General features: G+C 72.8%; 22 protein-coding genes, 1 pseudogene and 1 riboswitch. Of the genes and pseudogenes, 10 read left to right on the forward strand and 13 right to left on the reverse strand.

Annotated features, from left to right (window positions below; translation table 11 throughout):
• Positions 1-114 precede the first annotated feature (114 nt).
• Positions 115-1,308, reverse strand: a complete 1,194-nt coding sequence (ftsY, locus tag C4K88_RS01195; protein ID WP_104119812.1) for a signal recognition particle-docking protein FtsY — start codon at positions 1,306-1,308, stop codon at positions 115-117.
• Positions 1,309-1,384: 76 nt separating this feature from the next.
• On the opposite strand from ftsY, the pseudogene C4K88_RS01200 reads away from it, so the two are divergent.
• Positions 1,385-2,659: pseudogene (locus C4K88_RS01200) on the forward strand (MFS transporter); the annotation flags it as partial.
• A 257-nt stretch (positions 2,660-2,916) separates the two neighbouring features.
• On the opposite strand, the gene smc reads toward C4K88_RS01200, so the two are convergent.
• Positions 2,917-6,534: a chromosome segregation protein SMC gene (smc, locus tag C4K88_RS01205; RefSeq protein ID WP_104119814.1), complete on the reverse strand. Its 3,618-nt coding sequence runs from the start codon at positions 6,532-6,534 to the stop codon at positions 2,917-2,919.
• Positions 6,535-6,764: 230 nt separating this feature from the next.
• Between smc and C4K88_RS01210 the strand changes: the two genes are divergently transcribed.
• The 3 genes from C4K88_RS01210 to C4K88_RS01220 are packed head-to-tail and all read left to right on the forward strand — an operon-like array spanning position 6,765 to position 11,364.
• Positions 6,765-7,790, forward strand: coding sequence for a 3-oxoacyl-ACP synthase III (locus C4K88_RS01210; protein WP_104119815.1), 1,026 nt, complete (start codon positions 6,765-6,767; stop codon positions 7,788-7,790).
• Positions 7,784-10,402: an alpha/beta fold hydrolase gene (locus tag C4K88_RS01215; protein ID WP_104119816.1), complete on the forward strand. Its 2,619-nt coding sequence runs from the start codon at positions 7,784-7,786 to the stop codon at positions 10,400-10,402. Before C4K88_RS01210 ends, C4K88_RS01215 begins: the two co-directional genes overlap by 7 nt.
• The gene (locus tag C4K88_RS01220) at positions 10,399-11,364 is read left to right on the forward strand and encodes an NAD-dependent epimerase/dehydratase family protein (protein WP_104119817.1); all 966 of its coding nucleotides are present in this window, start codon (positions 10,399-10,401) and stop codon (positions 11,362-11,364) included. Before C4K88_RS01215 ends, C4K88_RS01220 begins: the two co-directional genes overlap by 4 nt.
• 178 nt (positions 11,365-11,542) lie before the next feature.
• Here the strand turns inward: C4K88_RS01220 and C4K88_RS01225 are convergent, their stop codons facing one another.
• The 5 genes from C4K88_RS01225 to C4K88_RS01245 all read right to left on the reverse strand — a co-directional run bounded on the left by C4K88_RS01225 (position 11,543) and on the right by C4K88_RS01245 (position 15,289).
• Complete coding sequence (locus C4K88_RS01225; protein ID WP_104119818.1) at positions 11,543-12,388, reverse strand: C40 family peptidase; 846 nt, start codon at positions 12,386-12,388, stop codon at positions 11,543-11,545.
• Between the two features lie 2 nt (positions 12,389-12,390).
• Positions 12,391-12,581, reverse strand: a riboswitch (cyclic di-AMP (ydaO/yuaA leader).
• Between the two features lie 125 nt (positions 12,582-12,706).
• Positions 12,707-13,669 carry a bifunctional DNA-formamidopyrimidine glycosylase/DNA-(apurinic or apyrimidinic site) lyase gene (gene mutM, locus C4K88_RS01230; protein WP_104119819.1) on the reverse strand — a complete coding sequence of 321 codons (963 nt, stop codon included), beginning with the start codon at positions 13,667-13,669 and terminating at the stop codon, positions 12,707-12,709.
• The gene (gene rnc / locus C4K88_RS01235) at positions 13,670-14,443 is read right to left on the reverse strand and encodes a ribonuclease III (RefSeq protein ID WP_104119820.1); all 774 of its coding nucleotides are present in this window, start codon (positions 14,441-14,443) and stop codon (positions 13,670-13,672) included. It lies immediately after the preceding gene.
• Between the two features lie 73 nt (positions 14,444-14,516).
• Positions 14,517-14,720 (reverse strand): 50S ribosomal protein L32, encoded by a 204-nt coding sequence (rpmF, locus tag C4K88_RS01240; RefSeq protein ID WP_043445822.1) that lies wholly within the window; start codon positions 14,718-14,720, stop codon positions 14,517-14,519.
• Positions 14,721-14,722: 2 nt separating this feature from the next.
• The gene (locus C4K88_RS01245; RefSeq protein ID WP_104119821.1) at positions 14,723-15,289 is read right to left on the reverse strand and encodes a YceD family protein; all 567 of its coding nucleotides are present in this window, start codon (positions 15,287-15,289) and stop codon (positions 14,723-14,725) included.
• Between the two features lie 114 nt (positions 15,290-15,403).
• Here C4K88_RS01245 and C4K88_RS01250 point away from each other — a divergent pair, with 114 nt between their 5' ends.
• Positions 15,404-15,985 carry a YdcF family protein gene (locus C4K88_RS01250; protein ID WP_104119822.1) on the forward strand — a complete coding sequence of 194 codons (582 nt, stop codon included), beginning with the start codon at positions 15,404-15,406 and terminating at the stop codon, positions 15,983-15,985.
• 21 nt (positions 15,986-16,006) lie between these two features.
• Here the strand turns inward: C4K88_RS01250 and coaD are convergent, their stop codons facing one another.
• The gene (coaD, locus tag C4K88_RS01255; RefSeq protein WP_104119823.1) at positions 16,007-16,477 is read right to left on the reverse strand and encodes a pantetheine-phosphate adenylyltransferase; all 471 of its coding nucleotides are present in this window, start codon (positions 16,475-16,477) and stop codon (positions 16,007-16,009) included.
• 175 nt (positions 16,478-16,652) lie between these two features.
• On the opposite strand from coaD, the gene C4K88_RS01260 reads away from it, so the two are divergent.
• From C4K88_RS01260 to C4K88_RS01280, 5 genes are all read left to right on the forward strand, one after another.
• Complete coding sequence (locus tag C4K88_RS01260; protein WP_104119824.1) at positions 16,653-17,885, forward strand: aminotransferase class I/II-fold pyridoxal phosphate-dependent enzyme; 1,233 nt, start codon at positions 16,653-16,655, stop codon at positions 17,883-17,885.
• Complete coding sequence (locus C4K88_RS01265; protein WP_104119825.1) at positions 17,882-18,706, forward strand: spermidine synthase; 825 nt, start codon at positions 17,882-17,884, stop codon at positions 18,704-18,706. Before C4K88_RS01260 ends, C4K88_RS01265 begins: the two co-directional genes overlap by 4 nt.
• A 122-nt stretch (positions 18,707-18,828) precedes the next feature.
• Positions 18,829-19,170: a hypothetical protein gene (locus tag C4K88_RS01270; RefSeq protein WP_104119826.1), complete on the forward strand. Its 342-nt coding sequence runs from the start codon at positions 18,829-18,831 to the stop codon at positions 19,168-19,170.
• Positions 19,171-19,345: 175 nt separating this feature from the next.
• A complete protein-coding gene (locus C4K88_RS01275) occupies positions 19,346-19,945 on the forward strand; it encodes a hypothetical protein (RefSeq protein WP_104119827.1) in 600 nt (199 codons plus the stop codon).
• A gap of 124 nt (positions 19,946-20,069) precedes the next feature.
• Positions 20,070-20,834 (forward strand): YcnI family copper-binding membrane protein, encoded by a 765-nt coding sequence (locus C4K88_RS01280; RefSeq protein WP_104119828.1) that lies wholly within the window; start codon positions 20,070-20,072, stop codon positions 20,832-20,834.
• Between the two features lie 69 nt (positions 20,835-20,903).
• Here the strand turns inward: C4K88_RS01280 and rsmD are convergent, their stop codons facing one another.
• The 5 genes from rsmD to C4K88_RS01305 all read right to left on the reverse strand — a co-directional run bounded on the left by rsmD (position 20,904) and on the right by C4K88_RS01305 (position 24,757).
• On the reverse strand, positions 20,904-21,476 hold the full coding sequence (gene rsmD / locus C4K88_RS01285) for a 16S rRNA (guanine(966)-N(2))-methyltransferase RsmD (protein WP_104119829.1): 573 nt from the start codon (positions 21,474-21,476) through the stop codon (positions 20,904-20,906).
• A gap of 44 nt (positions 21,477-21,520) precedes the next feature.
• Complete coding sequence (locus tag C4K88_RS01290) at positions 21,521-22,624, reverse strand: sulfate/molybdate ABC transporter ATP-binding protein (RefSeq protein WP_104119830.1); 1,104 nt, start codon at positions 22,622-22,624, stop codon at positions 21,521-21,523.
• Positions 22,621-23,457 (reverse strand): ABC transporter permease, encoded by an 837-nt coding sequence (locus tag C4K88_RS01295; protein ID WP_241521650.1) that lies wholly within the window; start codon positions 23,455-23,457, stop codon positions 22,621-22,623. Before C4K88_RS01295 ends, C4K88_RS01290 begins: the two co-directional genes overlap by 4 nt.
• Positions 23,458-23,555: 98 nt before the next feature.
• Entirely contained in the window at positions 23,556-24,356 is an 801-nt protein-coding gene (modA, locus tag C4K88_RS01300; protein ID WP_104119831.1) for a molybdate ABC transporter substrate-binding protein, read from the reverse strand.
• Complete coding sequence (locus C4K88_RS01305) at positions 24,353-24,757, reverse strand: TOBE domain-containing protein (RefSeq protein ID WP_104119832.1); 405 nt, start codon at positions 24,755-24,757, stop codon at positions 24,353-24,355. The genes modA and C4K88_RS01305 overlap by 4 nt, the downstream gene beginning before the upstream one ends.

Below are 24,757 nucleotides of genomic sequence, written 5' to 3' on the forward strand. Positions count from 1 at the left end.
CGCAGGTTACGGGCCGGGCTCCGGAGTAAAGACCCCGTGACAGTCATGTTTCCTGCAGGTTTCCCGGCCCTCCGGACCTTGACGCGCCGCGGGCTCCGGCCCGCTTTTCAACTCCTAGCTGAGCAGGGCGTCGACGAAGCCATCGGCGTCGAACGGGGCGAGATCGTCGGCGCCCTCCCCCAGGCCGATGAGCTTCACGGGGACGCCGAGGCTGCGCTGGATGGCGACGACGATGCCGCCCTTCGCGGTGCCGTCCAGCTTGGTGAGGACGATGCCGGTGATGTTCACGACCTCCGCGAACACGCGCGCCTGGTTGAGGCCGTTCTGGCCCGTCGTCGCGTCCAGGACGAGGAGCACCTCGTCCACGGTGCCCTGCTTCTCGATGACGCGCTTGACCTTGCCGAGCTCGTCCATGAGGCCCACCTTGTTCTGCAGGCGTCCGGCGGTGTCGATGAGGACGACGTCGACCTCCTCCTCGATGCCGACCCTGACCGCCTCGAAGGCGACGGACGCGGGGTCGGCGCCGTCGACATCGGACTTCACCGTCGGCACGCCGACCCGCGCGCCCCATGTGGCCAGCTGCTCGGCGGCGGCTGCACGGAAGGTGTCCGCGGCGCCCAGGAGCACGTCCTTGTCGTCGGCGACGAGGACGCGGGCGAGCTTACCGACCGTGGTGGTCTTGCCCACGCCGTTGACGCCGACCACCATGACGATGGCCGGGCGGTCCGCGTGGCGCTCGGTGGCCAGGGACCGGTCCATCGCGGGGTCGACGAGCTTCACGAGTTCCTCGCGGAGCATGTCCTTGACCTCGGCGGGGTTGCGGCTGCCCGCGACCTTCACCCGGGCGCGCAGCGCGTCCACGAGTTCCATGGTGGGCTCGGTGCCGAGGTCCGCCATGAGGAGGGTCTCCTCCACCTCGTCCCAGACGTCCTCGTCGATCTTGTCCCGGGACAGGAGGGCGAGGAGTCCCTTGCCGAGGGCGTTGTTGGACCGCACCAGGCGGGCGCGGAGCCGTGCGAGGCGCCCCTGGACGGGGTCGACGGTGTCCAGGCGCGGAGCGGCGGGGGCTTCCTCCAGCCCGCTGAGGTCATTCGGGACGAGCACGTCCGTCGGGACGCCGCCGGGTTGCTCCAGGACGTCCGTGGAGGTGGAACCGTGCGCCCCGTCCTCCACCTGGTCGTCGGGGTCCCGGGGCGAGGAGTACAGACCGGGAGGGGTCCGTCGGCCGCGCACGAGGAGGACGGCGAGCGACCCCACCACGGCGATCGCGAGGATGACGAAAATGACAGGCAGGAGGATCTCGTTCACTGCTCCACCTTCTCACACGGGCCCTGTGCGCCGGGATTGAGCTCCGGTCCCGGGACGGTGACAGAATGCGAGGACCATGGCCGGATTCCCCCGCGTACTCAAGCGCTCCCCCTTCCGTATCCCCCGTCCCGGACGACGGGACGAGCCCGGCGGCGTACCCGCCGGGGACCGGCAGCGCATCCCGCGGGAGATCCGGGTCCTCATCGCCGCCGCGTTCGTCATCGCCATCGGCTTCGGCCTCGTGGCGCCGATCCTGCCGCAGTTCGCGCAGAGTTTCGACGTCGGCGTCACGGCCTCCGCGGTGATCGTCAGCGCCTTCGCCTTCACGCGCCTGGTCTTCGCCCCCGCGGGCGGCCGGCTCGTGGAGCGGCTCGGCGAGCGGCCCGTCTACATCGTCGGACTGCTCATCGTGGCGCTGTCCACCGCCGCCTGCGCCTTCGCAGCCGACTACTGGCAGCTCCTCGTCTTCCGGGCGCTCGGCGGAATCGGCTCGACGATGTTCACGGTCTCCGCGATGGGCCTGATCGTGCGGCTCGCCCCGCCGGCCATCCGCGGGCGGGTCTCCGGGGCCTACGCCACCGCGTTCCTGCTCGGCAGCATCGGCGGTCCGCTCGTGGGCGGCCTGCTCGCCCGGTTCGGCCTGCGTGTGCCGTTCCTCGTCTACGCCGCGGCCCTGCTGGTCGCTTCCGCCGTCGTGTTCTTCCAGCTGAAGGACACCTCGCTCGCGGACCGCGCCGCGGCCCGCGACAAGCCGGCCCTGACGGTGCGCGAGGCGGTCGCGGACTCCGGGTACCGCGCGGCGCTGGCGTCCAGCTTCGCCAACGGGTGGTCCTCCTTCGGCGTCCGGATGGCGCTGGTGCCGCTGTTCGCGGACGCGGTCCTCGGGGCGGGCACGGAGATCGCCGGCATCTCCCTGGCGTTCTTCGCCGCGGGGACGGCGCTCGCGCTCACCGTGTCCGGCGGGCTCGCCGACTCGCTGGGCCGGAGGCCGCTCGTCATCACGGGCCTCCTGGTGAACGGGGCGGCGATGATCGCGCTCGGCTTCTCCGGGAACGTCGTGGTGTTCCTCGCCCTGTGCGTCGTCGCGGGCATCGGCACCGGCCTCCTCAATCCCGCGCAGCAGGCGGCGGTGGCCGACGTCGTCGGCAGTGACCGCAGCGGCGGCCGGGTCCTGGCGACCTTCCAGATGAGCTCCGACTTCGGCGCGATCCTCGGGCCCATCCTCGCCGGCCTCATCATCGACCGGCTGTCCTTCGGCTCCTTCACCCTCGCCTTCACCGTGACGGGCGTCCTGACCGCCCTCGCCGCCGGGGTCTGGGCGCTGTCCCGGGAGACGCTGCCCCGGGAGTCGCCCCGGACGGAGCTCACGACGGAACTCCAGACGGAACTCCAGACGGAGCTCACGACGGAGCTGAAGACGGAGCGCACGTCACCGGGCGACGACGGCGGCGGCACGGCGGGCCGTCGCGGCGGTCCGGCCGCGGACTCGAACGACGACGGCGACGGCGACGGCACCGCGAAACGTCGCGGCGGTCCGGCCGCGGACTCGAACGACGACGGCACCCCGGAACGCCGCGGCTCCGGTCCGGGCACGGAGGAGCAGCGGTCCTAGCCGAGGGCGTCCTCACGCTCGGCGGAGAGCCGCTGGCTGATGACCGTGGACACCCCGTCGCCGCGCATCGTGACGCCGTAGAGGGCGTCGGCCACCTCCATGGTGCGCTTCTGGTGCGTGATAATGATCAGCTGGCTGGACTCCCGCAGTTCCTGGAAGATCGTGATCAGCCGCCCGAGGTTCGTGTCGTCGAGGGCGGCCTCCACCTCGTCCATGACGTAGAACGGCGACGGCCGGGCCTTGAAGATCGCGACGAGCAGCGCGACGGCAGTCAGTGACCGCTCCCCGCCCGAGAGCAGTGACAGCCGCTTGATCTTCTTGCCGGCGGGCCGGGCCTCGATCTCGATCCCGCTGGCGAGCATGTCCTCCGGGTCCGTGAGCACCAGCCGGCCCTCGCCGCCGGGGAAGAGGGTCGCGAAGACGTGCCCGAACTGGGCGGCGGTGTCCCGGTACGCGGCCGTGAAGACCTGCTCCACGCGCTCGTCGACCTCGCGGATGATGTCCAGCAGGTCCTTCCGGGTCGCCCTGAGGTCCGCGAGCTGCGTGCTGAGGAACTGGTGCCGTTCCTCGAGCGCCTCGAACTCCTCGAGGGCGAGGGGGTTCACCTTGCCGAGCGCGGCGAGGTCCCGCTCGGCCCGCCTCAGCCTCTTCTCCTGCTCCTGGCGCACGAACGGGACGCCCTGCGGCACGGGCCTGCCGTCGTCGTCGACCGGTGCGCGCAGCGCGGCCCACTTGTCCTCCGTCGCCGCGGCCCCGGGCACGGGCAGGTGCGGACCGAACTCGTCCACGAGGTGGTCAGGGGTCAGGCCGAGCTCCTCGACGGCGCGGTGCTCGAGGGCCTCGATCCTCAGGCGCTGCTGCGTGCGGGCCAGCTCGTCGCGGTGCGCCGAGTCCGTGAGCCGCGCCAGGTCGACGCCGAGGGCCGCGGTTGCCGCCCGGACCTCCTGCAGTTCGGCGTCCTGCTGCCCGCGCAGGCGTTCGGCGGCGTCGCGCTGGTCCGCGGCGACGGCCACGGACTGCGCGGCGCGCCGCTCCGCCCGGCGGGCCGCCGCGGCGACGGCTGCGGCCCGAGCGGCCTGGACCGCGCGGATCCTCGCCTTCTCCGCCGCCTGCTCGCGGGCGCGGCGTTCGGACTGCGCCGCACGGTGGAGCGACGCGGCACGGTTCGCGAGCGCGGCGAGCTGCTCCTCCCGGCTGCGCAGCGCGAGGCGGGCCTCGAGCTCGGCCTGTCGGGCGTCCACGGCGGCCCGCCGCAGGGCGTCGCGGTGCTCGCTGGAGGGCTCGGCCTCGACGGGCTGCGCCTGAAGATCCTCCAGACGGTCGACGGCGTCCTGCAGCCTGGTCTCCTCCCGCGCGAGGTTGGCCTCCGCGGCGCGCACGAGGACGGCCAGCCGCTCGGCCTCCCCGCCGGCGGACCTGAGCTCGGCGTGCAGCCGGCCGAGCTTCTCGGCGACGGCAGCCATCCGGGCATCGGAATCGTGGAGGCGCTCCAGCGCGGCGTCGACGCGGTGCTGGGCCTCCTCCCGGGCGGCCCGCGCGGCGGCCAGGCGGGAGCGGAGACGGTCCGCGGCGGCGACGGCCCGGGTCAGGGCCTCCTCCGTCGCCCCGGCGGCGGCCCGCAGCTCGAGGGATCCCGCCGCACCGGGCGCACCGCCCCGGGCCGCATAGCGGGACAGGACATCGCCGTCGCGGGTGACTGCCGTCGGTGCGGCGCCGTCCTCGACGGCACGGCGGGCCGCCGCGAGATCGTCGACCACCACGACGCCGTCGAGCAGCGCGTCCACGGCCGGCTGCAGGGCCGGTGGAGCGGTCACGACGACCAGCGCGGGGACGACGGCGAGCGCGGGGACGACGGCGGCGGACGGCTCGGGAGCTGCGCCCGACGGCCGGGTCGCTGCCCCGGCCCCGGCGGCGAGGACGAGCGAGACCTGGCCGGCGTCGTCGTGCTTCATGCGCTCGAGGGCCCGCGCGGCCGCGGCGATGCCGGTGACAGCGACGGCGTCCGCGGACCCGGCGAGCGCCGCGACGACGGCCTTCTCGAAACCCGGGGTGACGTGCAGGAGGTCGGCGAGCGGGTCGAGGACGCCGTCGAGCCCAGCGGCGTGGAGGGCTGCGGAGCCGTCGCGCTGCTGCAGGCCCTCGCGCTGCGCCTCGAGCCGGGCGGCCAGGGCGCCGCGCTCCCGCTCCGTGGCCCGCTCCTGCTCCACGAGCGCGGCCACGTCCGCGGTGAGGGAGCGGAGGACGTCCGACGCCGCCTCGTACTCCGCGTCGAGGCCCTCCTCGCCCTCCTCGTCCGCTGCGACGCGCCCTTCGAGCGCCTGGAACTCGCGGTCGGCTGCGCGCCGCCGGTCCTCGGCCGCGGTGATGGACGCACGCAGGCGCCCGAGTTCGGCGACCGCTGACTCGACGCGGGACCGGGCGGCACCCACGGCGCCGGCGAGGCGCGCGCCCCCCTCGCGCCGGTCCGCGGCGACCCGCAGGAGGTGCGCGAGCCGTGCGTCCTCGGCGGCCGACGCCCCCTCCGCGGCGGCACGGGCCGCTACGGTCTCCTCGAGGGCTTGGCCGAGGGAGGCCACCTCCTCCTCGAGGCCGGCGACCTCAGCCCGCACGCGCTCGGCCTGGCGATCGAGATGGTCGGGGTCGCGGCCCTGGTCCGGCTCGGTCGCCTGCCCGAGGAGGTGCGCGCGGTCCTCGGCCCGCGCGGCGAGGGCGGCGAGCTTCTCCCGCGCACTCGAGAGGGCGTACCAGGCCTCGCGGGTCCGGGTGAGCGCCGGGACGGTCGCGGCGGCGGCCCGTTCGAGCTCCGCCTGCCGCTCCTGGCTCGCGCCGAGCCGCTCCTCAAGGTCCTCGCGGCGTGCCTGCAGGGCGGCTTCGGCGGCGACGTCCCGCTCGAACCCGGTGCGCAGGGTCACGAGCTCGTCGGCGAGCAGGCGTGATCTCGCGTCCCGCACCGTGAACTGCACCTGCTGGGCGCGGCGGGCGACCTCCGCCTGCTTCCCGAGCGGGGTGAGCTGCCGGCGCAGTTCGGCGGTGAGGTCGGAGAGCCGGGCGAGGTTGGCCTGCATCGCGTCGAGCTTCCGCACGGTCTTCTCGCGGCGGCGGCGGTGCTTGAGGATGCCCGCTGCCTCCTCGATGAAGCCGCGCCGTTCCTCGGGCGTGGCGTGCAGGATCTTGTCGAGCTGCCCCTGGCCGACGATGACGTGCATCTCGCGGCCGAGCCCGGAGTCGGAGAGGAGCTCCTGGATGTCGAGGAGCCGGCAGCTCTTGCCGTTGATGGCGTACTCGGAGCCGCCCGCCCGGAAGAGCGTGCGGGAGATCGTCACCTCGGCGTACTCGATGGGCAGCGCGCCGTCGGCGTTGTCGATGGTGAGGGACACCTGGGCCCGCCCGAGCGGCGCGCGCCCGGTCGTCCCGCCGAAGATGACGTCCTCCATCCGGCCGCCGCGGAGCGTCTTGGCCCCCTGCTCGCCCATGACCCAGGCCAGGGCGTCGACGACGTTGGACTTGCCGGACCCGTTGGGGCCGACGACGGCGGTGACTCCGGGCTCGAACTCGAAGGTGGTTGCCGACGCGAAGGACTTGAACCCTCGCACGGTTAGACTCTTCAGATGCACGGTGTCAGGATCTCCAGAGGGAATAGGACCTCCCTAATCTACTGGACCCCACCCACGGTCCGCGGCAGCGGCTAGCCCGGACGGCAGTCCCGGACACACCCGGAGTGACCCCCGGTGTGTTACGAAGTAGGCTTACGAAAGTTTCAGCAGTATCCGAAGGCGTCCAGACCGGCCCATTCGCGGGTTCTTCCGGCCATATACCGGCGCTATCAGTTGACGAGGCAGGAAATTTGACCGGTAACGCGACCTTCCGACATGACAACACGGCCTTGCTCGCCGTCACGAGTGTGGAGGCGCCGGTAGTCGTCAGTTCCGCAGAGTTCGACGAACGGCTAGCCCCCAGCCTCAAGAGGCTGCGCCTTTCCAAGCGACTCCTCGAGCGCGTGGCCGGCGTCACCGAACGCCGGTGGTGGTCCCCGGGCACGGACTTCGACGACGCCGCCATCGAGGCCGGCGCCAAGGCGATGGCCGAGGCGGGCATCGAGCCGGGCGAGGTGGGCCTGCTCATCAACACGTCGGTGACGCGCCGCAACCTCGAGCCGTCCGTCGCCGTGAAGATCCACCACTCCCTCGGCCTGCCCTCCTCGGCCATGAACTTCGACCTGGCGAACGCCTGCCTCGGGTTCGTCAACGGCATGACCCTCGCCGCGAACATGATCGACTCCGGGCAGATCAAGTACGCGCTGATCGTCGCCGGCGAGGACGCCCAGCAGACCCAGGAAGCCACGTTCCGGCGGCTCAACCGCGAGGACTCGACCCGCCAGGACTTCCTTAGCGAATTCGCGACCCTCACCCTCGGGTCCGGGGCTGCGGCCGCCGTCCTCGGCCCCGCGGACCAGCACCCGGGGTCGCACCGCATCCTCGGCGGGGTCTCCCGCGCCGGGACGGAGCACCACGAACTCTGCGTCGGCGGGATCGACGGCATGTACACGGACACCAAGGGCCTGCTCGACGGCGGCCTGGACCTCGTGGTCACCGCGTGGCACGAGGCGCAGGCGGACGGCTGGGCGTGGGACTCGATGGACCGCTATGTCACCCACCAGGTCTCCAACTCCTACACCAACGCGATCATCAAGGCCGTCGACCTCGAGCGCGAGAAGGTCCCCATCACCTTCCCGCACTGGGGCAACGTGGGACCGGCATCGCTGCCCATGACCCTCGCCCAGGAGGGCGCCTCCCTGCGCTCCGGCGACCGCGTCCTGTGCCTCGGCGTCGGCTCCGGACTGAACACATCAATGATGGAGATTGCGTGGTAGCACTCCCCGGCGTCGACCCCTCCTGGTCGACGTACCTCGACGTGCCCTCGACCAGCGCGGCGGACCGCCCCGGCACCAGCCATCGCTGGCACTACCTCGACAACGGCGCCGACCTCGACACCGACGCCGTGCAGGGCACCCTGCTCTGCGTCCACGGCAACCCCACCTGGTCCTACCTGTGGAGGACGTACCTGGCGGCCGGGCGCGCCGCGGGCTGGCGCGTGCTCGCCGTGGACCAGCTCGAGATGGGCTACTCCGAGCGGACGGGCGTCTTCCGCCGGCTGGGCGACCGCATCACCGACCTCGAGGACTTCGTCGCCGCCGTCGGGCTCACCGGCCCCGTGGTCACCGTCGGCCACGACTGGGGCGGCGTCGTCAGCCTCGGCTACGCCAACCGCAACCGGGAGAACCTGGCCGGCGTCATCCTCACCAACACGGCCATCCACCAGGACCCGGAGCGGCCCATCCCCGCGCCGCTCCGGCTCGCCCTCGCCCCCGGCGTCCACGGCCTCGGCACCCGGACCACGAGCGCGTTCCTCGACGTCACCCTGGCCCTCGCCCGGCCCGCCCTCGCCCCGGACGTGCGCCGCGCCTTCCGGGACCCGTACCGCACGGCCGCCGACCGCCAGGGCATCGCCCACTTCGTCTCGGACATCCCCGCCGACCCCGCACACCCCAGCTATCCAGCGCTGACCGCCACGGCCGAGGGCATCCGCAGCCTCGACGTCCCGGTCCTCATGATGTGGGGGCCGCACGACCCCATCTTCTCGGACCCCTACCTGGAGGACCTCGCCCAGCGCCTCCCCTCCGCCGACATCCACCGCTTCGAGCGGGCCAGCCACCTCGTGCAGGAGGACGCCGACACGGCATCCACCGCGATGCAGTGGCTGGCCGAACGATTGGTCGGACACCCCGCGCCCGCCGCCGACGCCCCGTCCGCTGATGACACGCCGTACGTCCCGCTCGGCCAGCGGCTCACCGACCTCGCCGCCGGCCCGGACGCCGCACGGACCGCCGTCGCGGAGATGACGGCCTCCGGCCCGCCCCGCACGCTGTCCTGGCGGGAACTCGCCGACGACGTCGCCGCCGTCGCCGCCGGCCTCACCGCGCTCGGCTACGGCCCCGGCAGCCGCGTGAGCCTCCTCGTCCCGCCCGGCGTGGACCTTACAGTCCTCATCTACGCCTGCCTGCGCATCGGCGCCGTGATCGTGGTCGCCGACGCCGGCCTCGGCGCCCGCGGCCTCAGCCGCGCCGTGAAGGGGTCCGCGCCCGACGTCGTCATCGGCATCGAACGCGCGCTCGTCGCCGCCCGCGCCTTCGGCTGGCCGGGACGGCGGATCAGCGCCGCTCCCCTGCCCGCGGCCGCAGCCCGGGCGCTGCGCGTGGAGGCCTCGCTGAACGACCTGCGCGCCGCACGGCCCGCGGGGATCCCCGCGCCACCCGAGGCGGACGCCGATGCCGCCATCCTCTTCACCTCGGGGTCCACGGGCCCGGCGAAGGGTGTGGTCTACACCCACCGGCAGCTCTCCGCCATGCGGGACGCCGTCGCCGCCACCCTGGGCCTCGGTGAGGGCGCGTCCCTCGTCGCGGGCTTCGCGCCCTTCGCCCTGCTCGGGCCGGCGCTCGGAGCCACCTCGGTCACCCCGGCCATGGACGTCACGGCCCCCAGGACACTGACCGCCCAGGCGCTGGCCGACGCCGCCGCCGCGATCGACGCGACCGTCGTCTTCGCCTCCCCGGCCGCCCTGCGCAACGTCCTCGCCACCGAAGGCGAGCTCACCGACGCCGGACGGACGGCCCTGCGGCGGATCTCCCTGCTGCTCTCGGCCGGGGCGCCGATCCCCGTCCCGCTCCTCGAGGCGGTCCAGGACCTCGTGCCGTCCGCCGCCCTGCACACGCCCTACGGCATGACCGAGTCCCTGCTCGTCGCGGACATCGACCTCGCGGACATCCACCGCGCGGCGACGGACGCGCGGGACGGTCTCGACGGCGCCGGCGGCGGGGTGTGCGTCGGCGTGCCCGTGCACGGAGCCCGAGTGGCCGTCAGTCCGCTCGACGCGGGCGGCGCGGCGACGGGCGAGCCGACGACGACGCCCGGGCTGACCGGCGAGATCCTCGTCGAGGCCCCCCACGTCAAGGACCGCTACTTCCGGCTGTGGCGGACGCAGCAGGACTCCACACGCACTCCCCCGTGGCACCGCGCCGGTGACGTCGGCCACTTCGACGCCGCCGGGCGCCTCTGGGTCGAGGGCCGGCTCGGCCACATCATCACGGCGGCGTCCGGCGTCCTGACGCCCGTCGCCCTCGAGCAGGCACTGGAGACGATCGACGGCGTCCGGCTCGCGGCCCTCGTCGGCACCGGCCCCGCCGGTACCCAGGCCGTCGTCGCGGTCCTCGAGACCGCGACGGCAGGACGGCGCCCGGCCCTGGCCGACGCCGAACTCGCAGAGGCGGCGCGGGCCGCAGCACTGGCGCACGGCGTGGACCTCGCTGCGGTCGTCGCCGCCCCGGCCCTCCCGGTGGACATCCGGCACAACGCGAAGATCGACCGCACGCGCATCGCGCAGTGGAGCGGCCGGTTCCTCGCCGGCACCCGCGCGGGATCCCTGTGACAGTCCTCGTCACCGGGGCGAGCGGCATGCTGGGGCGCGCCGTCGTCGGGCACCTCCTCGCTGCCGGGGAGGAGGTGCGGTGTCTGCAGCGGCGCCCCTCCGGTGTCTCCGGCGCGCAGGACGTCCTCGGGTCCATCACGGATCCCGGGGTCGTCGCCACCGCTGTACAGGACTGCCGCGCCGTGATCCACCTGGCCGCGAAGGTCTCCTTCACCGGGGCTCCGGCCGAGTTCGACAGCATCAACATCGACGGGACCCGGATCCTGCTGGACGCGGCCCGGTCCGCCGGGGTGACCGACGTCGTCCACGTGTCCTCGCCGTCCGTCGCCCACGACGGCTCGTCGCTGGTCGGGGCTCCGGCCGGCCCGGCTGACCCTGCGCACGCGCGCGGCGACTACGCCCGCACCAAGGCCGAAGCGGAGCTGCTCGCCCTGGCCCGCTCGACGGCGTCGTTCCGGGTCGCCGCGATCCGGCCACACATCGTGTGGGGGCCCGGCGACACGCAGCTGGTGGAACGCGTCATCGAGCGCGCACGCCACGGCCGGTTGCCCCTGCTCGACGGCGGGACGGCCCTGATCGACACCACGTACGTGGACAATGCGGCGTCGGCGATCGTCGCGTGCCTGCGGCGCATGGACGCGGCGCAGGGCCAGGCCCTCGTGGTCACCAACGGCGAACCGCGCCCGATCGCCGAGCTGCTCGCCGGGATCTGCCGGGCCGGCGGCGTGGAGCCCCCCGCGTGGTCCGTCCCGGGAGCACTCGCCCGCGGCGCGGGATCGGTCATCGAGCGGGCCTGGCTCCGGCTCGGCCGGACGGACGAGCCGCCCATGACCCGGTTCCTCGCCGAGCAGCTCTCCACCGCGCACTGGTTCGACCAGCGGCACACGCGGGCCGTGCTCGACTGGCGGCCATCCGTCAGCGTCGACGAGGGGCTCGAACGTCTGGCGGCGTACTACCGCTGAGGAGCACGCCCGTGCGCGCCAATGGCGGGTCACGCCGTCGAACATCCACGACACCTGCTCAACGAAACGGCCAGTGCTGCCCGGAATGGCCGGGGAACGCAGAAGGACGGGATGCGCAGGGCATCCCGTCCTTCTGCTGTCTCACCGGTGGAGCCGACCGTGCGGCCGGCCGTCTCGGCTAGCGGGTGTAGTACCCGTCCACGGGCATGGCGTCAACCGAGTGGATCAGGGTGCCCTGCGAGGCGTTGAGGGCGCTGACCATCTGGCCGTTACCGAGGTAGATCCCCACGTGGTTGCCGCCGTTCTGGCTCACCAGGTCACCCGGCTGGGGGTTGCTGGTGGGCGTGAGGGCAGCGAACTGGTCCCAGGTGGTGCGGGGCAGGTTGACGCCGTTCTGGGCGTAGACCCACTGCACGAAGCCCGAGCAGTCCCAGCCGCCGAACGAGGTTCCGCCCCAGACGTAGGCCGAGCCGATGCCCTGCATCGCCGTACCGACGATGCCACCGCCGGCCGCCGGAGCAGCCACCGGCGTGGACTGGAAGCTGTACGAGGCCGGGGTAGCGGCCGGAGCCGGTGCTGCGGCCGGTGCTGCAGCAGGCGCTGCGGCCGGTGCTGCGACGGCAGGAGCCGACTGCACGGAGTACTCCGCGGGGGCAGCAGGAGCAGCCGGAGCCGCGGACCCGCCGAGCGAGATCGACTGGCCGGGGTAGATGACCGAGGCGTGGCCGAGGCCGTTGGCCGCGAACACCGCGTCGAGGCTGACGCCGTGCATGGCGGCGATCGAGCCGAGCGTGTCGCCGGCCTGGACGGTGTGGGTGCCCGCCGCTGCGGACGGGGTGCTGACCTCACCGGCAGCGTTCGCGGGGAGCGACGCACCGAACATCAGGCCACCGGCAACGGCGACGACGGCGGCGGGCTTGCCGGCCACCGAGGCGCTTGCGGACACGGCCCGAGAGGCGGTGAGGAAGGGATTGGTGCGCGTGGGGACGGCCCGGTGGCGCGCATGAGTGATCTGCTTGGACATGTTGATGCCTTTCCCAATGCCTGCGAAGTTAGCTGTCGGGTTCGGATGGGACATCCGGACACACGTGACTCATACCGTCGTCCCCAGTGAACGGTGTGCGCGTGTCTTGACCCCTAGGACCCGTAATCGGGCCCGCTAGTGGTTCCCCCGCCCCTGTCGATGTGTAGTGCGAACGGTCCGGCCTCATCGACAGGGTTAGGCAGTGTGAGGGCGGGCATCCATCCGTTGTGGATCGGACGCAGATACAACGGTACCGGCCGCCTCCGCCCGTTGTCACATTTAGATCACGAGGCGATCATCACCTTTTTCCCCTAAGATCTATGGCCGTGCGTTACGGGGTCGGGGCTGGCAGTACGGGCACAGGTAGGAGGACCTGTTCATGAACGACTCCCGGCGCAGCAGCGTGGTCCGGCCCTCCGCGGCGCACCGGCGGCAGGGGCGTCCCTCCCGCCCGTAGGCCTCCAAGTCGCGGGCGAAGTAGCCCGATGCGCCGTTCACGTTGACGTACAGCGCGTCGAAGCTGGTGCCGCCGGCCGCCAGCGCCCGCTCCATCACCGAGGTGACGGCGTCGATGATACGCCGGGTGTCGGGGCGCCGCATGGTGTCGGTGGGGCGTGCGTAGTGAAATCCTGCCGCCCAGAGTGCCTCGTCGGCGTAGATGTTGCCGATCCCGGAGATGAGCCCCTGGTCGAGGAGGGCGCGCTTCAGGCCCGTCCTGCGTCCGCGGAGGCGGTCGTGGAAGGAGTCGACGGAGAACGCGGGATCGAGCGGGTCGCGCGCGATGTGCGCCGCCTGGTGGGGAATCAGCGGCAGGTCCGACGCCCCGAGCCCGCCAGGCTGTCCGTCCGGTGTGGCCTCGAGGTCGGCGACGAACATCCCGCCGAAGATCCGCTGGTCCACGAACCGCAGGTCGCCCGGCAGGTCGGTGCCGTCGTCGTCGACCGCCGGGGAGAGCGCGAGGCGGACCTTCAGGTGCTTCTCCAGGGGAGCGTCGGGTTCCTCGATGAGGAGCTGCCCGCTCATCCCGAGGTGCGCCATCAGCGCGACGTGCGGGCTGTCGCCGGGGGCGTCTGCGTCCTCGAGGATCATCCACAGGAACTTCCCGCGCCGCACGACGTCGCTCACACGGGCGCCGGCGACGGTTCCGGTGAAGTCCTCGACGCCGTCGACGTGCCGGCGCAGGGAGCGCGGATCCAGAACCTCCACCGCGTCGATGGTGCGGCCCGTCACCCAGCGCGCGAGGCCACGGCGAACGACCTCGACCTCGGGGAGTTCAGGCACTCAGGGGCCGTCGGGCGACGGGGCGGCGCCGGGCAGGACGGGATCACCGCCGGGGATGGCGTCGGGGTCGGCGCCGACCGGCAGCACCTCGTCCGGCGGTACCGCGAGCGTCTTCCAGCTGGCGGCCGCGGCCGCCTGCTCGGCTTCCTTCTTCGAGGGGCCGCACCCGGAGCCGTACTCCGTGCCGCCGATGAGCAGCCGGGCGGTGAAGGTCCGGGCGTGGTCGGGCCCCGTGCCGTCGACCCGGTAGTCGATCACCCCGAGCCGCCGGGCGGCGGCCGTCTCCTGGATGCGGGTCTTCCAGTCGGTTCCCTCACCGAGCACCGCGGCATCCCGCAGCAGCGGCCCGATGAGCCGCATGACCATGGCACGGGCCGTCTCGACGCCGTGGCTGAGGTAGGCGGCGCCGATGACGGCCTCCATGGTGTCCGCGAGGATCGAGGCCTTGTCCCGCCCGTTCGTGAGCTTCTCCCCCTGGCCGAGCAGCACGTAGCTGCCGAGATCCAGGGCGCGGGCCACCCCGGCCAGCGCCTTGGTGCTGACGACGGCGGAGCGCCGCTTGGCGAGGTCGCCCTCGGACAGGCCGGGGTGCTCCCGGTACAGGGCGTCGGTGACCGCCAGTCCGAGCACCGAGTCGCCGAGGAACTCCAGGCGCTCGTTCGTCGGGATCCCGCCCTTCTCGTAGGCGTAGGAGCGGTGCGTGAGGGCAAGACGAAGCGTCCCGGCATCGATATCGACACCGAGACGCTTCGTGAGGTCTTCCGTATTCTTCACAACTGCATCAGCCGATCCGGCATCGGACGGGCGCCGGGCAGGCGTGATGCCTGCCGTGGGCGCGGGTCCGCTGTCAGACGTCGGCGACCTTGCGGCCCTTGTATTCAAGGAACAGCGGGGTGCCGGCGGAATCGGTGACAACCTTGGCCTGGTGGGCGAGGCTGTAGGTGACGCGGCCGTTCTCGAGGGTCTTGACCAGCTTGGGGGCGGTTGCCTTCCACTGGGACCGGCGTGCGCGGGTATTCGCGCGGGACATTTTCCGCTTCGGGACAGCCACGGCTAACTCTCTTCCTTCTCGTCTGACTCTGACTTGGGTGCCGCGTCCTGCTCGGCGGCGGTGCCCGTCAGCCCGGCGAGGGCTGACCAGCGAGGGTCCAAAACTTCATGGTGGTGGTCAGGATCGTCGTTGAGCTGGGCTCCGCACTCGGAACACAGACCCTGGCAATCCTCCCGGCACACCGGCTGGAACGGCAGCGACGTAACCACTGCATCCCTCAGCACGGGTTCCAGATCGACCGAATCGTTCTCCACCCTGTGCTGTTCTTCTTCCTCTTCTACCGACAGCGACGCTGAGTCGCTGTAGAAGAAGAGTTCCTGGATCTCCACGTCGCGGTCGAACCGCAGTGGCTCCAGGCACCGGCCGCACTCGCCGGTTACTTCGACGTGAGCCGTTCCCGACACCAGGATTCCCTCGTGCACCGATTCGAAGCGCAGATCCAGTTCCATATCGGAACCTTCCTGCACGCCGATCAGCGCGACGCCGAAATCCTTGGGTACCGGTGCATGTTCTTCGATTGTCCGCATGCTTCCCGGACTGCGTCCGAGATCCTTGACACTGAAGGTCAAAGGCGAACTGAGATCGCTTTTAATGGTGACTCCTGTAGAACATATGACCGACATACCATCCTAGCCTGATCCGGCGGGCAGGCCCAAAACGGGGAGGGCGTCTAGGCTCGGACGATGATGTCCGACGCCCCGCCCCCCGCCCGGCGGCTACCCCGGGTCCTGCGCACGGTGGGCGTGCTGCTGGTGGTCGGCCTGACGGCCTGGCTGGCCCTCGCCTGGGCCCTGTTCCACGACCCGCCGCTCGATCCGGTGAGCCGGGCCGACGCCGTCGTGGTCCTCGCCGGGGCGGCGGAGGAGCGCCTGCCCCTCGGCCAGGACCTGGTCGACGACGGCGTGGCGGACGAACTCGTCCTGTCCTCCACCGGCCTGCCCGGCAATGCGGCGGCCGACGCCGTGTGCGCCGAGGACCGCCCCCGCACCACGTGCTTCGTCCCGGATCCGCTGACCACCCGCGGCGAGGCGCGGGCGGTGGCGGCCCTGGCGCGGGACAACGGCTGGGACGAGATCGTCGTCGTGACCTCCACCTACCATGTGACCCGGGCGTCGATGCACCTGGCGCAGTGCTCCGAGGCGGAGATCACGATGGCCGGATCGGAGCCCGACCTCGGACCGGTCGGGTGGCTCGGCCGGTTCGTCGAGGAGAGCGCAGCGCTCACCGCGTCCGTCCTGCGGCCGGCCTGCGCGCGCCCCGTCTGAGGCGCGTACGGAGCGACTGCGTCAGGATTTCTGCAGGTGCCGGTTCACGGCGTCCGGCACGAAGGGCGTGACGTCCCCGCCGAGGGACGCCACCTCCTTCAGGAGGGTCGAGGAGACGTGTGCGAACTCGGTGTCCGTCGGCAGGAAGACGGTGTCGATGTCCGCGAGGTGGCGGTTCATCGTGGCCATGGGGAGCTCGTAGTCGAAGTCGAGCCCGGAGCGCAGCCCCTTCACGACGGCGGTCGCCCCTTGCTCCCGGCAGAACTCAGCGAGCAGTCCCCCGCCCATGGGGAGCACGCTCACACCGGGAAGGTGCGCGAGGCTCTCGGCGCAGAAGGCCATGCGCTGGTCGAGGTCGAAGCGGTAGGTCTTGGCGTAGTTCGTCGAGACCGCGACGACCACCTCGTCGAAGAGCCGCGCGGCACGGCTGATCACCTCGAGGTGGCCGTTGTGGAGGGGGTCGAAGGATCCGGGGCAGACGGCGCGGCTCATCCCCCCAGGGTACCCAGTCCTGCCGAGGCGTGCCGGACCGGGCAGGCCGTGCGGGCGCGGCGCAGCGGTGGGAGCGGCGCAGCGGTGGGAGCGGCGCAGCGGTGGGAGCGGCGCAGCGGTGGGAGCGACGCAGCGGTGGGAGCGGCACAGCGGTGGTAGCAGCAATACTGGGAGGATGACGACACACGATCGGACTCCCGCCGCGACCACCCGCGACGCGCCGTGGCAGCGCGCGGCGCGCGGCGCGAACCTGCTCGGCGACGACGGCCGGCTCGGCATCACCATCTTCGAGGAGGTCACGGCCCTCGCGCAGCAGCATTCGGCGATCAACCTCGGCCAGGGCTTCCCGGACGAGGACGGCCCGCGGGAGATCCTGGACGCGGCGCGGGCGGCCATCGCCGACGGCGCGAACCAGTACGCACCCGGCCAGGGGCTCGCGGTGCTGCGCCATGCGATCGCCGCGCACCAGGAGCGTTTCTACGGCCTCACGGTGGACCCGCAGACCGAGGTGATCGTCAGCACGGGCGCCACCGAGTCCATCGCCGCCGCGATCCTCGCGTTCGCCGGCCCCGGGGACGAGGTGCTGACGTTCGAACCGTTCTACGACTCCTACGGCGCCGTGATCGGCCTCTCCGGCGCCACGCACACCACGGCCCCGCTGCGCGCCCCGGACTTCCAGCCCGACGCCGCGAGCCTCGAGGCCGCGTTCAGCGAGCGCACGCGGATCGTCGTCGTCAACAATCCGCACAACCCGACGGGCAGTGTCTTCTCCCGCGACGCCCTCGAACTGATCGTGCGGCTGGCCGAGCGCTACAACGCGATCATCGTCACCGACGAGGTCTACGAGCACCTCACCTTCGGCGCGGAGTACGTGCCGATCGCGTCCCTGCCCGGGGCTGCCGGGCGCACCCTGAGCATCTCCTCCGCCGGGAAGACGTTCTCGGTGACGGGCTGGAAGATCGGCTGGCTCAGCGGCCCGGCCGAGCTCGTCGCCCAGGTGCGCACTGCCAAGACCTTCCTCACCTACACCTCCGGCACACCGTTCCAGGGCGCCGTCGCGCAGGGACTGGCACTGCCCGACGAGTTCTTCACGCAGGTCGCGGGCACCCTGCGGAAGAAACGCGACCTGCTGGGCGAGGGCCTCCGCGCGGCCGGGTTCGACGTCGTCGAGCCGCAGGGCACGTTCTTCACCATGGTCGACGCCGCCCCGCTCGGCATCGAGGACGCCACGGACCTCGCCCGCCGCCTGCCGGCCCTGATCGGCGTCGCGGCGATCCCCGTGGCCATGTTCTGCCACGCCGAGGGCGCCGAGCACACGCGGTCCATGCTCCGCTTCGCGTTCTGCAAGAAGTTCGACGTCATCGAGGAGGGCGCGCAGCGCCTCGCGACCCTGCGGGACCGCCTGTGAGCAGCGCACCGGCCCCCGAACCCGCAGCGCCCGATGGCGGGTTCGAGGTCCCCACCCGCTGGCTCCCCGGGACGGGCGCCTATGCGGAACTCGACGAGGACGCCTACATCGAGGGAGCCCTGATCCTCAGCATCGGCGGCGCCCAGCAGTCCCACGTGGACCTGCTGCACCCGGGCCGGGTCTTCTACGAGTACCTGCAGCGCATCGCGAACGTCATCGACCTGGCGGCCCCGCCGGGCGTTCCCCTGCGGGTCCTGCACCTCGGCGCAGGGGCCCTGACCCTCGTCCGCTACGTCCAGGCCACGCGACCCGGCTCGCGGCAGATCGCCGTCGACCTCGAAGCCGAGCTGCTCGACTTCGTCCTCGACGCCATGCCGCTGCCGGAGGGCACCTCCTGCGAGATCATCGCCGGGGACGCCGCGGACGCCGTGCTCGAACAGCCCGACGCCGCCTTCGACGTCGTCGTGCTGGACATCTTCGCCGGCGCGGACGCGCCCGCCCACCTGACCGGACCCGATTTCATGGCGCATTTGCTGCGGGTGTGCGCGGAGGACGGCGTGGTGCTCGTGAACGTCGGCGACGATCCCCCGTTGAAGTTCGCCCGGGCGCAGAGCCGGCAGCTCTCCTCCCTCGCCGCAGCCACCGCCGTCCTCACCGAGGCGGCCATGGTGGGCGGCGACCAGGCGGGGAATGTCATCGTCGCCGCGCGCCGCACGGCGTGGCCGGCCAACTGGACCCGGGCGCTGCTCGCTGCCGGGCCGCACCCCGCGGCCGTGCTGACGGGCCCGGACCTCGCGCGCTTCGAGGAGCCTCCCGCCTAGGCGGCGGCACGACGGCGCGGGGCTGTCAAGGGGAATTCCGAGCGATCACCATCCTGATGTCCGCCCTAGCCTGAGGGGGCTGAAGCAGTTTGGCATGAACCCTTCCCCTGGGAGAGCCACTCATGAGCCATAAACTGCGCATCACCCTCAAACTCGACCTCGACCTCCGCCAGGCGCGCATGGAGGTCCATGGGTGTCTCACGGAGCAGAACTGCCACGCACTGCTGCCCATCATCCGGCGCTGCTTCCGCATGCTGCGGGATCCGCGCGTCGTCATCGACACGAGCAAGGCCCAGCACATCGACGCCGAGGGCATCGACGCCCTCCGCCGCCTGGGCGTCGGAGAGGCCGACCACACCGCTTCCGACCTCCCCGGATTCTGCTCCCTCGTGGTACCGGACGCTCTTCCGGCCTGCCCCGCCCGTGACCCCCGGTTGCACGGCGGCCACCTGTACGCGTCGTGAGCGGTGGCCCGTCGGCTCCCGCCCGCGGGGCCCATCCGGGAGCCGTGCCCGGACGAAGTACCGGTACGCGGATCACGCGGACGACGGCGGTACGCTGGTCGGGAAGGTGAGCGTCGGCTGTTCCACAAGTGCCGGGAGCCTCACCCCATGGGATCACGACAGGGAGGAGACCCGCATGGCCGGTGGCCTCCCCTATGTCCGGTCCCTGCTGCTGGTCTCGCTCATCCTGTCGGTCTCCGCGGCCTCCCACGTCTTCGCCGACGGTCACCTGCCCCACCTCGGGGTGATCCTGCTTCTCGGCGCGCTCCTCCTGGTCCCGCTGACGCTGCTTACCCGGCGTGCGCTCTCCCTGCGGTCGGCGCTCACCGCCATGGGTGCCGGACAGCTGCTGCTGCACACCCTCTTCGGGATGACCGCCGCTCCCGCCGTCTGCCAGAGCTCCTCAGCGATGCCCGGCCATCACGCGGCCTTCGAGCTGGCCTGCTCACCGGCCGCACCCGATCCGATGGGCGCCGCCTCCGGCGGCCTGACGATGCTGGCACTGCACGCCCTCGCCACGGTGGTCCTGGCCCTCACGGTGTCCCGCAGCGACGAGGCGCTCGCCTTGCTCGGTGCATGGCTCCGCCCGCTGTTCGTCCTCCCGGCGCTCGCCCCGCAGTCCCCGCCGCGCCGCCGTCCGCTCCAGGACGTCCCCGCCCCCGTCGCCCCGCTGTCGGTCCACGCCTCCGTGCCGACGCTGCGCGGTCCGCCGCGCGCCTTCGCGCTGCCGAGCTGACCCGGACGTCCCGACGACGGACCTGGGCTCCGGTGGCGCACCCCGCACACCCTCCCCAGTTCCGAAGCCGCTCCATGTCTCCCCGCCGACGCGGGCCGGAGCGCACCCTGCGAAAGGCAGTCCCATGACCTCGTTCCACCGCTCGCGCGCCCTCACCACCGGCGCCGTCGCCCTCGCCACCGCCGGCCTGATGACCGTCGGCCTCGGCGCGGCCAGCGCCCACGTCAGCGTCGCGCCCACCTCCACCACGGAGGACGGCTACACGCAGCTCACCTTCAGCGTGCCCAACGAATCCGAGACCGCCGGCACGAACAAGCTCGAGGTGCAGCTGCCCACCGAGCAGCCCTTCACCTCGGTGCGGGTCAAGCCGGTCGAGGGCTGGACGGCGGAGGTCGTCACGGGCGCCCTCCCGGAGCCGGCCACGACCGCCGACGGCGCCACGATCACCGAGGCCCCCCTGTCCGTGGTGTGGACCGCGGAGGAGGGCGCGGAGATCTCACAGCAGGAGTACCAGACGTTCTCCCTCTCGGTCGGCCGCCTGCCCGAGGCCGGTTCCACGGTGCTGCTGCCCACCACGCAGTCCTACACGGACGGCGAGGTCTCCGCGTGGACCCAGGAGACCGTCGAGGGCGAGGAGGAGCCCGAGAAGCCCGCGCCGTCGTTCGTGACGACGGCGGCCGCCGAGGGCGAGGACGCGCACGGCGGCTCCCACGGGGCGGACGCCGCAGCGACCGGGGAAGCCGTCGACACCGAGCAGGCCTCGACCAGCACCGACGCCACCGCGGACACGGGCTCGACGACGGCGGTCGGCTGGGCCGGACTGGCCGCCGGCCTGCTCGGGCTCGCCGCGGGAGTCACCGCGCTCCTGCGCACGCGGCGCCGGGCCTGACCCCGACCGCTCGGGCCGGGCTCCGACGCCTCTCCGGCGTCGGGGCCCGGCCCGTTCCGGTACCGCACGTCAGTCGACGGCGGGCTCCAGGAACCACAGGCGCGTCTCGCCGTACTTCTTGTCCGCGAACCGCTCGAGCCAGGCGGGCCACTCCGGTTCCGGGGACCGCGAGGACCGCTCGACGACCACCACGGCGCCCTCCGCCAGCCGCGCCTCCAGGGCCCCGATGACCGCGAGCACGCCGTCCGCCTCGACCGTGTACGGCGGGTCCATCAGCACGAGGTCCCAGGTCAGGTCCGGGGCCACGCGTTCGAGGTAGGTCTCGACCTTGGACCGGTGTACCCGCACGGCCGTCCAGCCCAGGACCCGGTTCACTAGATCGGCGTTCTTCTGGGCGACGGCGGCGGCGCGGTCGGCGGATTCCACGAGGTCCACGGTGGCCGCGCCCCGGCTCGCGCTCTCGACGCCGAGGGACCCGGACCCGGCGTACAGGTCCAGGACGTGCGCCCCGTGAATCACCCCGTAGGACTCCAGGCTCGAGAAGAGGGCTTCCTTCACGCGGTCGGTCGTGGGCCGGGTGCCGTTGCCGTCGACGCTGGTGAGGGTCGAGCCGCCCGCGGCTCCGGCGATGATGCGCGTCATACCGTCGACTCTATCGCCCACCCCGGACTCGTTTCATGCACGGCCTACAGCGGGTAGATGCTGGCGTCCTCGTGGCGGAACGCCAGGAACAGCCGGCTGCCGGGCACGATCCCCAAGGCGACGACGTCGGACGGCGCCACGTCCGCGGCGAGACCGCCGGCGTGCAGCCGGACGAGATCCCCGCGGTGCTCGACGTCGTCGACCTCCGCTGCGCGGCAGGCCGTCCCCTGCGTGGTGGTATCGCTGCGGGAGACGGTGACCAGGCCCGGCCGGACGGCGAGCGCCAGCGACGCCCCCTCCGGCGCGGAGTGCGCGAGCGACGAATTCTCCGGCGCGGAGTGCGCGAGGGACATGTCCTCCGGCGCCGTGTCCGTGAGCGGCACCGTCCACCCGTCCGCGGAGGCGAAGCCGTCCGCCGTCCGCACGCCCGGCACGAGGTTCAGGCCGGCCAGGTGCGCGCCGAACGCCGTCACCGGGCGCGTCAGGACGCTCGCGGTGGCGCCGGACTCCACCACCGTGCCGCCGTCGAGGATGAGCACGCGGTCGGCGAGGAGGAAGGCGTCGAGGGGGTCGTGCGTCACGATGATCGCCGAGCGGTCTACCAGGACGTCGCGCAGGAGGGTGCGGAGGGCCGGGGCGACGGTCACGTCGAGCGCGGAGAGCGGTTCGTCGAGCAGGAGCAGCGACGGATCGGCGGCGAGCGCGCGGGCGACGGCGACGCGCTGCGCCTGCCCGCCCGAGAGGTGGCCGGGCCGCCGTCCGGCGAGGTCGGCGGCGCCGACGCGGTCGAGCCAGGACAGAGCCGTCGCGCGGGCGGTGCCGCGGTCCACGCCGCGGCTCCGCGGGCCGAACGCGACGTTCTCCAGCGCCGTGAGGTGCGGGAAGAGCAGCGCCTCCTGCGCGAGCAGCGACACCCCGCGGTGGCGCGGTTCCGTGAGGGTGCGCCGGTCCGGGCCGACGTCGAAGAGGACCGTGCCGTCCAGCTCCGCCCGCCCCGCGGTCGGGGCGAGCAGGCCGGCGAGCAGGCCGAGCAGCGTGGACTTACCGGCGCCGTTCGGGCCGAGGACCGCGAGGGTCTCCCCCGGCGCGAGGTCGAAGGCGACGTCGAAGCCGCGGTCGGCGAGCGTCGCCGTGAACGTGAGGCTCATGGGCGAGCCGCTTCCCGGGAGGCGGCCCGCGGGGCGAGGTCGCCGAGGGGCCGGACGCGGTGGGCCACCCCGACGACGGCGACGGCCACCAGCACGAGGATGAAGGAGAGGGCGACGGCGGCGTCCGGGTCGGTCTCCCGCTGGAGGTACACCTCAAGCGGGAGCGTCCTCGTGGTGCCCTGGAGGCTGCCGGCGAAGGTCAGGGTGGCCCCGAACTCCCCGAGGGCCCGGGCGAAGGAGAGCACCGCCCCGGAGACGAGGGCCGGCAGCACGAGGGGCAGGGTGATGCGGCGCAGCACGGTCCAGCGGCCGGCGCCGAGGGTGGCGCCGACGGCCTCGTACCGGGTGCCGACCGTCCGCAGGGCACCCTCGAGGCTGAGGACCAGGAACGGCAGCGCGACGAAGGCCTGCGACAGGACGACGGCGGTGGTGGTGAAGGCGATCTCGACGCCGAGGGCGCTGAGGCTGCCGCCGAGCAGCCCCCGCCGCCCGAACGTGTAGAGCAGCGCGATGCCGCCGACCACGGGCGGCAGGACCAGCGGCAGCAGCACCAGTGAGCGCAGCAGCCGCTGGCCGCGGAACGAGGTCCGGGCGAGGACGAGCGCCATGGGGACGCCGACCAGGACGCAGAGCGCGGTCGCGGTCAGGGAGGTCCGGAGGCTCAGCAGCAGGGCCGCCGTCGCGCTCTCCGACGTGATGAGCGGGATGAACTGCGGCCAGTCGACCCGCAGGGCCATCGCGACGACGGGCAGGATCACGAACAGGCTGCCGACGACGGCGAGCGCCACCACCCAGCGGGGCAGGCGGGCGGCGTTCGGGGAGGAAGCCGTCACGGGTGCACCTCCAGGAAGGCGGCGTCCAGGGAGGAAGCCGTCATGAGCACTGCTCCAGGAGTGTGGTGGTCACGGGCGCGGCCTCCGCGGGTACTGCGTCAGGGCGCACCGAAGCCCGCCGACCTGAGGACGGATTGCCCGGACGGTCCGGCCGCGAAGTCCACGAACTCCTGCGCGGTCGCGGGGTCGCCGCTGCCGGCGAGGGCGGCGATCGGGTAGGTGGTGGGCGCGCGGGCGGCCTCCGGCACGTCGATGCCGCGGACGGCATCCCCGGCGGACCGCACGTCAGTGACGTACACGAGGCCGGCGTCCGCCTCGCCGGAGGTGACCTTCCCCAGCACGTCCGTCACGGAGGACTCCTCGCTGACGGGCGTCAGGTCCACGCCGGCGGACTCCCCGACCGCCGCGGCCGCCGCACCGCAGGGCACCTGCCGCGCACAGACCACCGTCCGGACGCCGGGCCGTGCCGCGTCGGCGAGGGACGTGATGCCTGCCGGATTGTCGGCCGGCACGGCGAGCTGGAGTGTGTTCGTGGCGACTGCCACCGGGTCCGCGGCCAGCAGGTCCGTGACCCGTCCCATGGTGTCGGTGTCGGCGGAGGCGAGGACGTCGGCCGGGGCGCCCTCGCCGATCTGGGTGGCGAGATCGGACGAACCGGCGAAGTTCAGGGTGACCTCCGCCCCGGGATGGGCCTCCTCGAACTGCCCGGCGAGGTCCGTGAATGCGGCCGTGAGGGAGGCGGCGGCGAACACGGTGATGCTGCCGTCGATCGCGTTACCCTCCGAGCCGGCAGCGGCATCGGGGCTCGTTGCGCCGCACCCGGTGAGCGCCAGCAGGACAGCGGCACCGGACGCCGCAGCGGCGATGCCACGACCCGACGTCAGGCGGGCGCCACTCATCCCTTGCCCGCCGGGGTCTCGATGATGACGGTGGTGGCCTTGACCACGGCGATGGCGATCGATCCCTTCTCCAGTCCGAGGTCCCGGACGGCCTCGCTGCTCATGAGGGAGACCACGCGGTGGGGCCCGCACTGCAGTTCCACCTGAGCCATGACGGTGTCGGTGAGGATGTCGGTGACGATGCCGACGAACCGGTTGCGGGCTGAGCGGCCGATGTCCGAGGGGTCCCCGGGCAGCACGGCGTTTCGGCGGGCGAGTCCGGCGAGCTCGAGGGCGTCCACCACGGCCCGCCCCGAGGCGTCCTTCGTGCTGCCGAGGAGGCCGCCGTCGATCCAGCGGCGCACGGTGTCGTCGCTGACGGCGAGGAACCGTGCGGCGTCATTGATCCGTAGCTGCGTCAT

Source organism: Arthrobacter pityocampae (assembly GCF_002927275.1).
GTDB classification, from domain to species: Bacteria; Actinomycetota; Actinomycetes; order Actinomycetales; family Micrococcaceae; genus Arthrobacter_D; species Arthrobacter_D pityocampae.

Excerpts from the sequence above, each read along its gene's own strand:
- C4K88_RS01225 (WP_104119818.1), bottom strand. The coding sequence starts at position 12,388 with ATGTCCAAGCAGATCACTCATGCGCGCCACCGGGCCGTCCCCACGCGC.
- C4K88_RS01305 (WP_104119832.1), bottom strand. The coding sequence starts at position 24,757 with ATGACGCAGCTACGGATCAATGACGCCGCACGGTTCCTCGCCGTCAGC.
- C4K88_RS01260 (WP_104119824.1), top strand. The coding sequence starts at position 16,653 with ATGACGACACACGATCGGACTCCCGCCGCGACCACCCGCGACGCGCCG.
- coaD (WP_104119823.1), bottom strand. The coding sequence starts at position 16,477 with ATGAGCCGCGCCGTCTGCCCCGGATCCTTCGACCCCCTCCACAACGGC.
- C4K88_RS01275 (WP_104119827.1), top strand. The coding sequence starts at position 19,346 with ATGGCCGGTGGCCTCCCCTATGTCCGGTCCCTGCTGCTGGTCTCGCTC.
- C4K88_RS01280 (WP_104119828.1), top strand. The coding sequence starts at position 20,070 with ATGACCTCGTTCCACCGCTCGCGCGCCCTCACCACCGGCGCCGTCGCC.
- C4K88_RS01290 (WP_104119830.1), bottom strand. The coding sequence starts at position 22,624 with ATGAGCCTCACGTTCACGGCGACGCTCGCCGACCGCGGCTTCGACGTC.
- C4K88_RS01250 (WP_104119822.1), top strand. The coding sequence starts at position 15,404 with ATGATGTCCGACGCCCCGCCCCCCGCCCGGCGGCTACCCCGGGTCCTG.
- rsmD (WP_104119829.1), bottom strand. The coding sequence starts at position 21,476 with ATGACGCGCATCATCGCCGGAGCCGCGGGCGGCTCGACCCTCACCAGC.
- modA (WP_104119831.1), bottom strand. The coding sequence starts at position 24,356 with ATGAGTGGCGCCCGCCTGACGTCGGGTCGTGGCATCGCCGCTGCGGCG.
- C4K88_RS01270 (WP_104119826.1), top strand. The coding sequence starts at position 18,829 with ATGAGCCATAAACTGCGCATCACCCTCAAACTCGACCTCGACCTCCGC.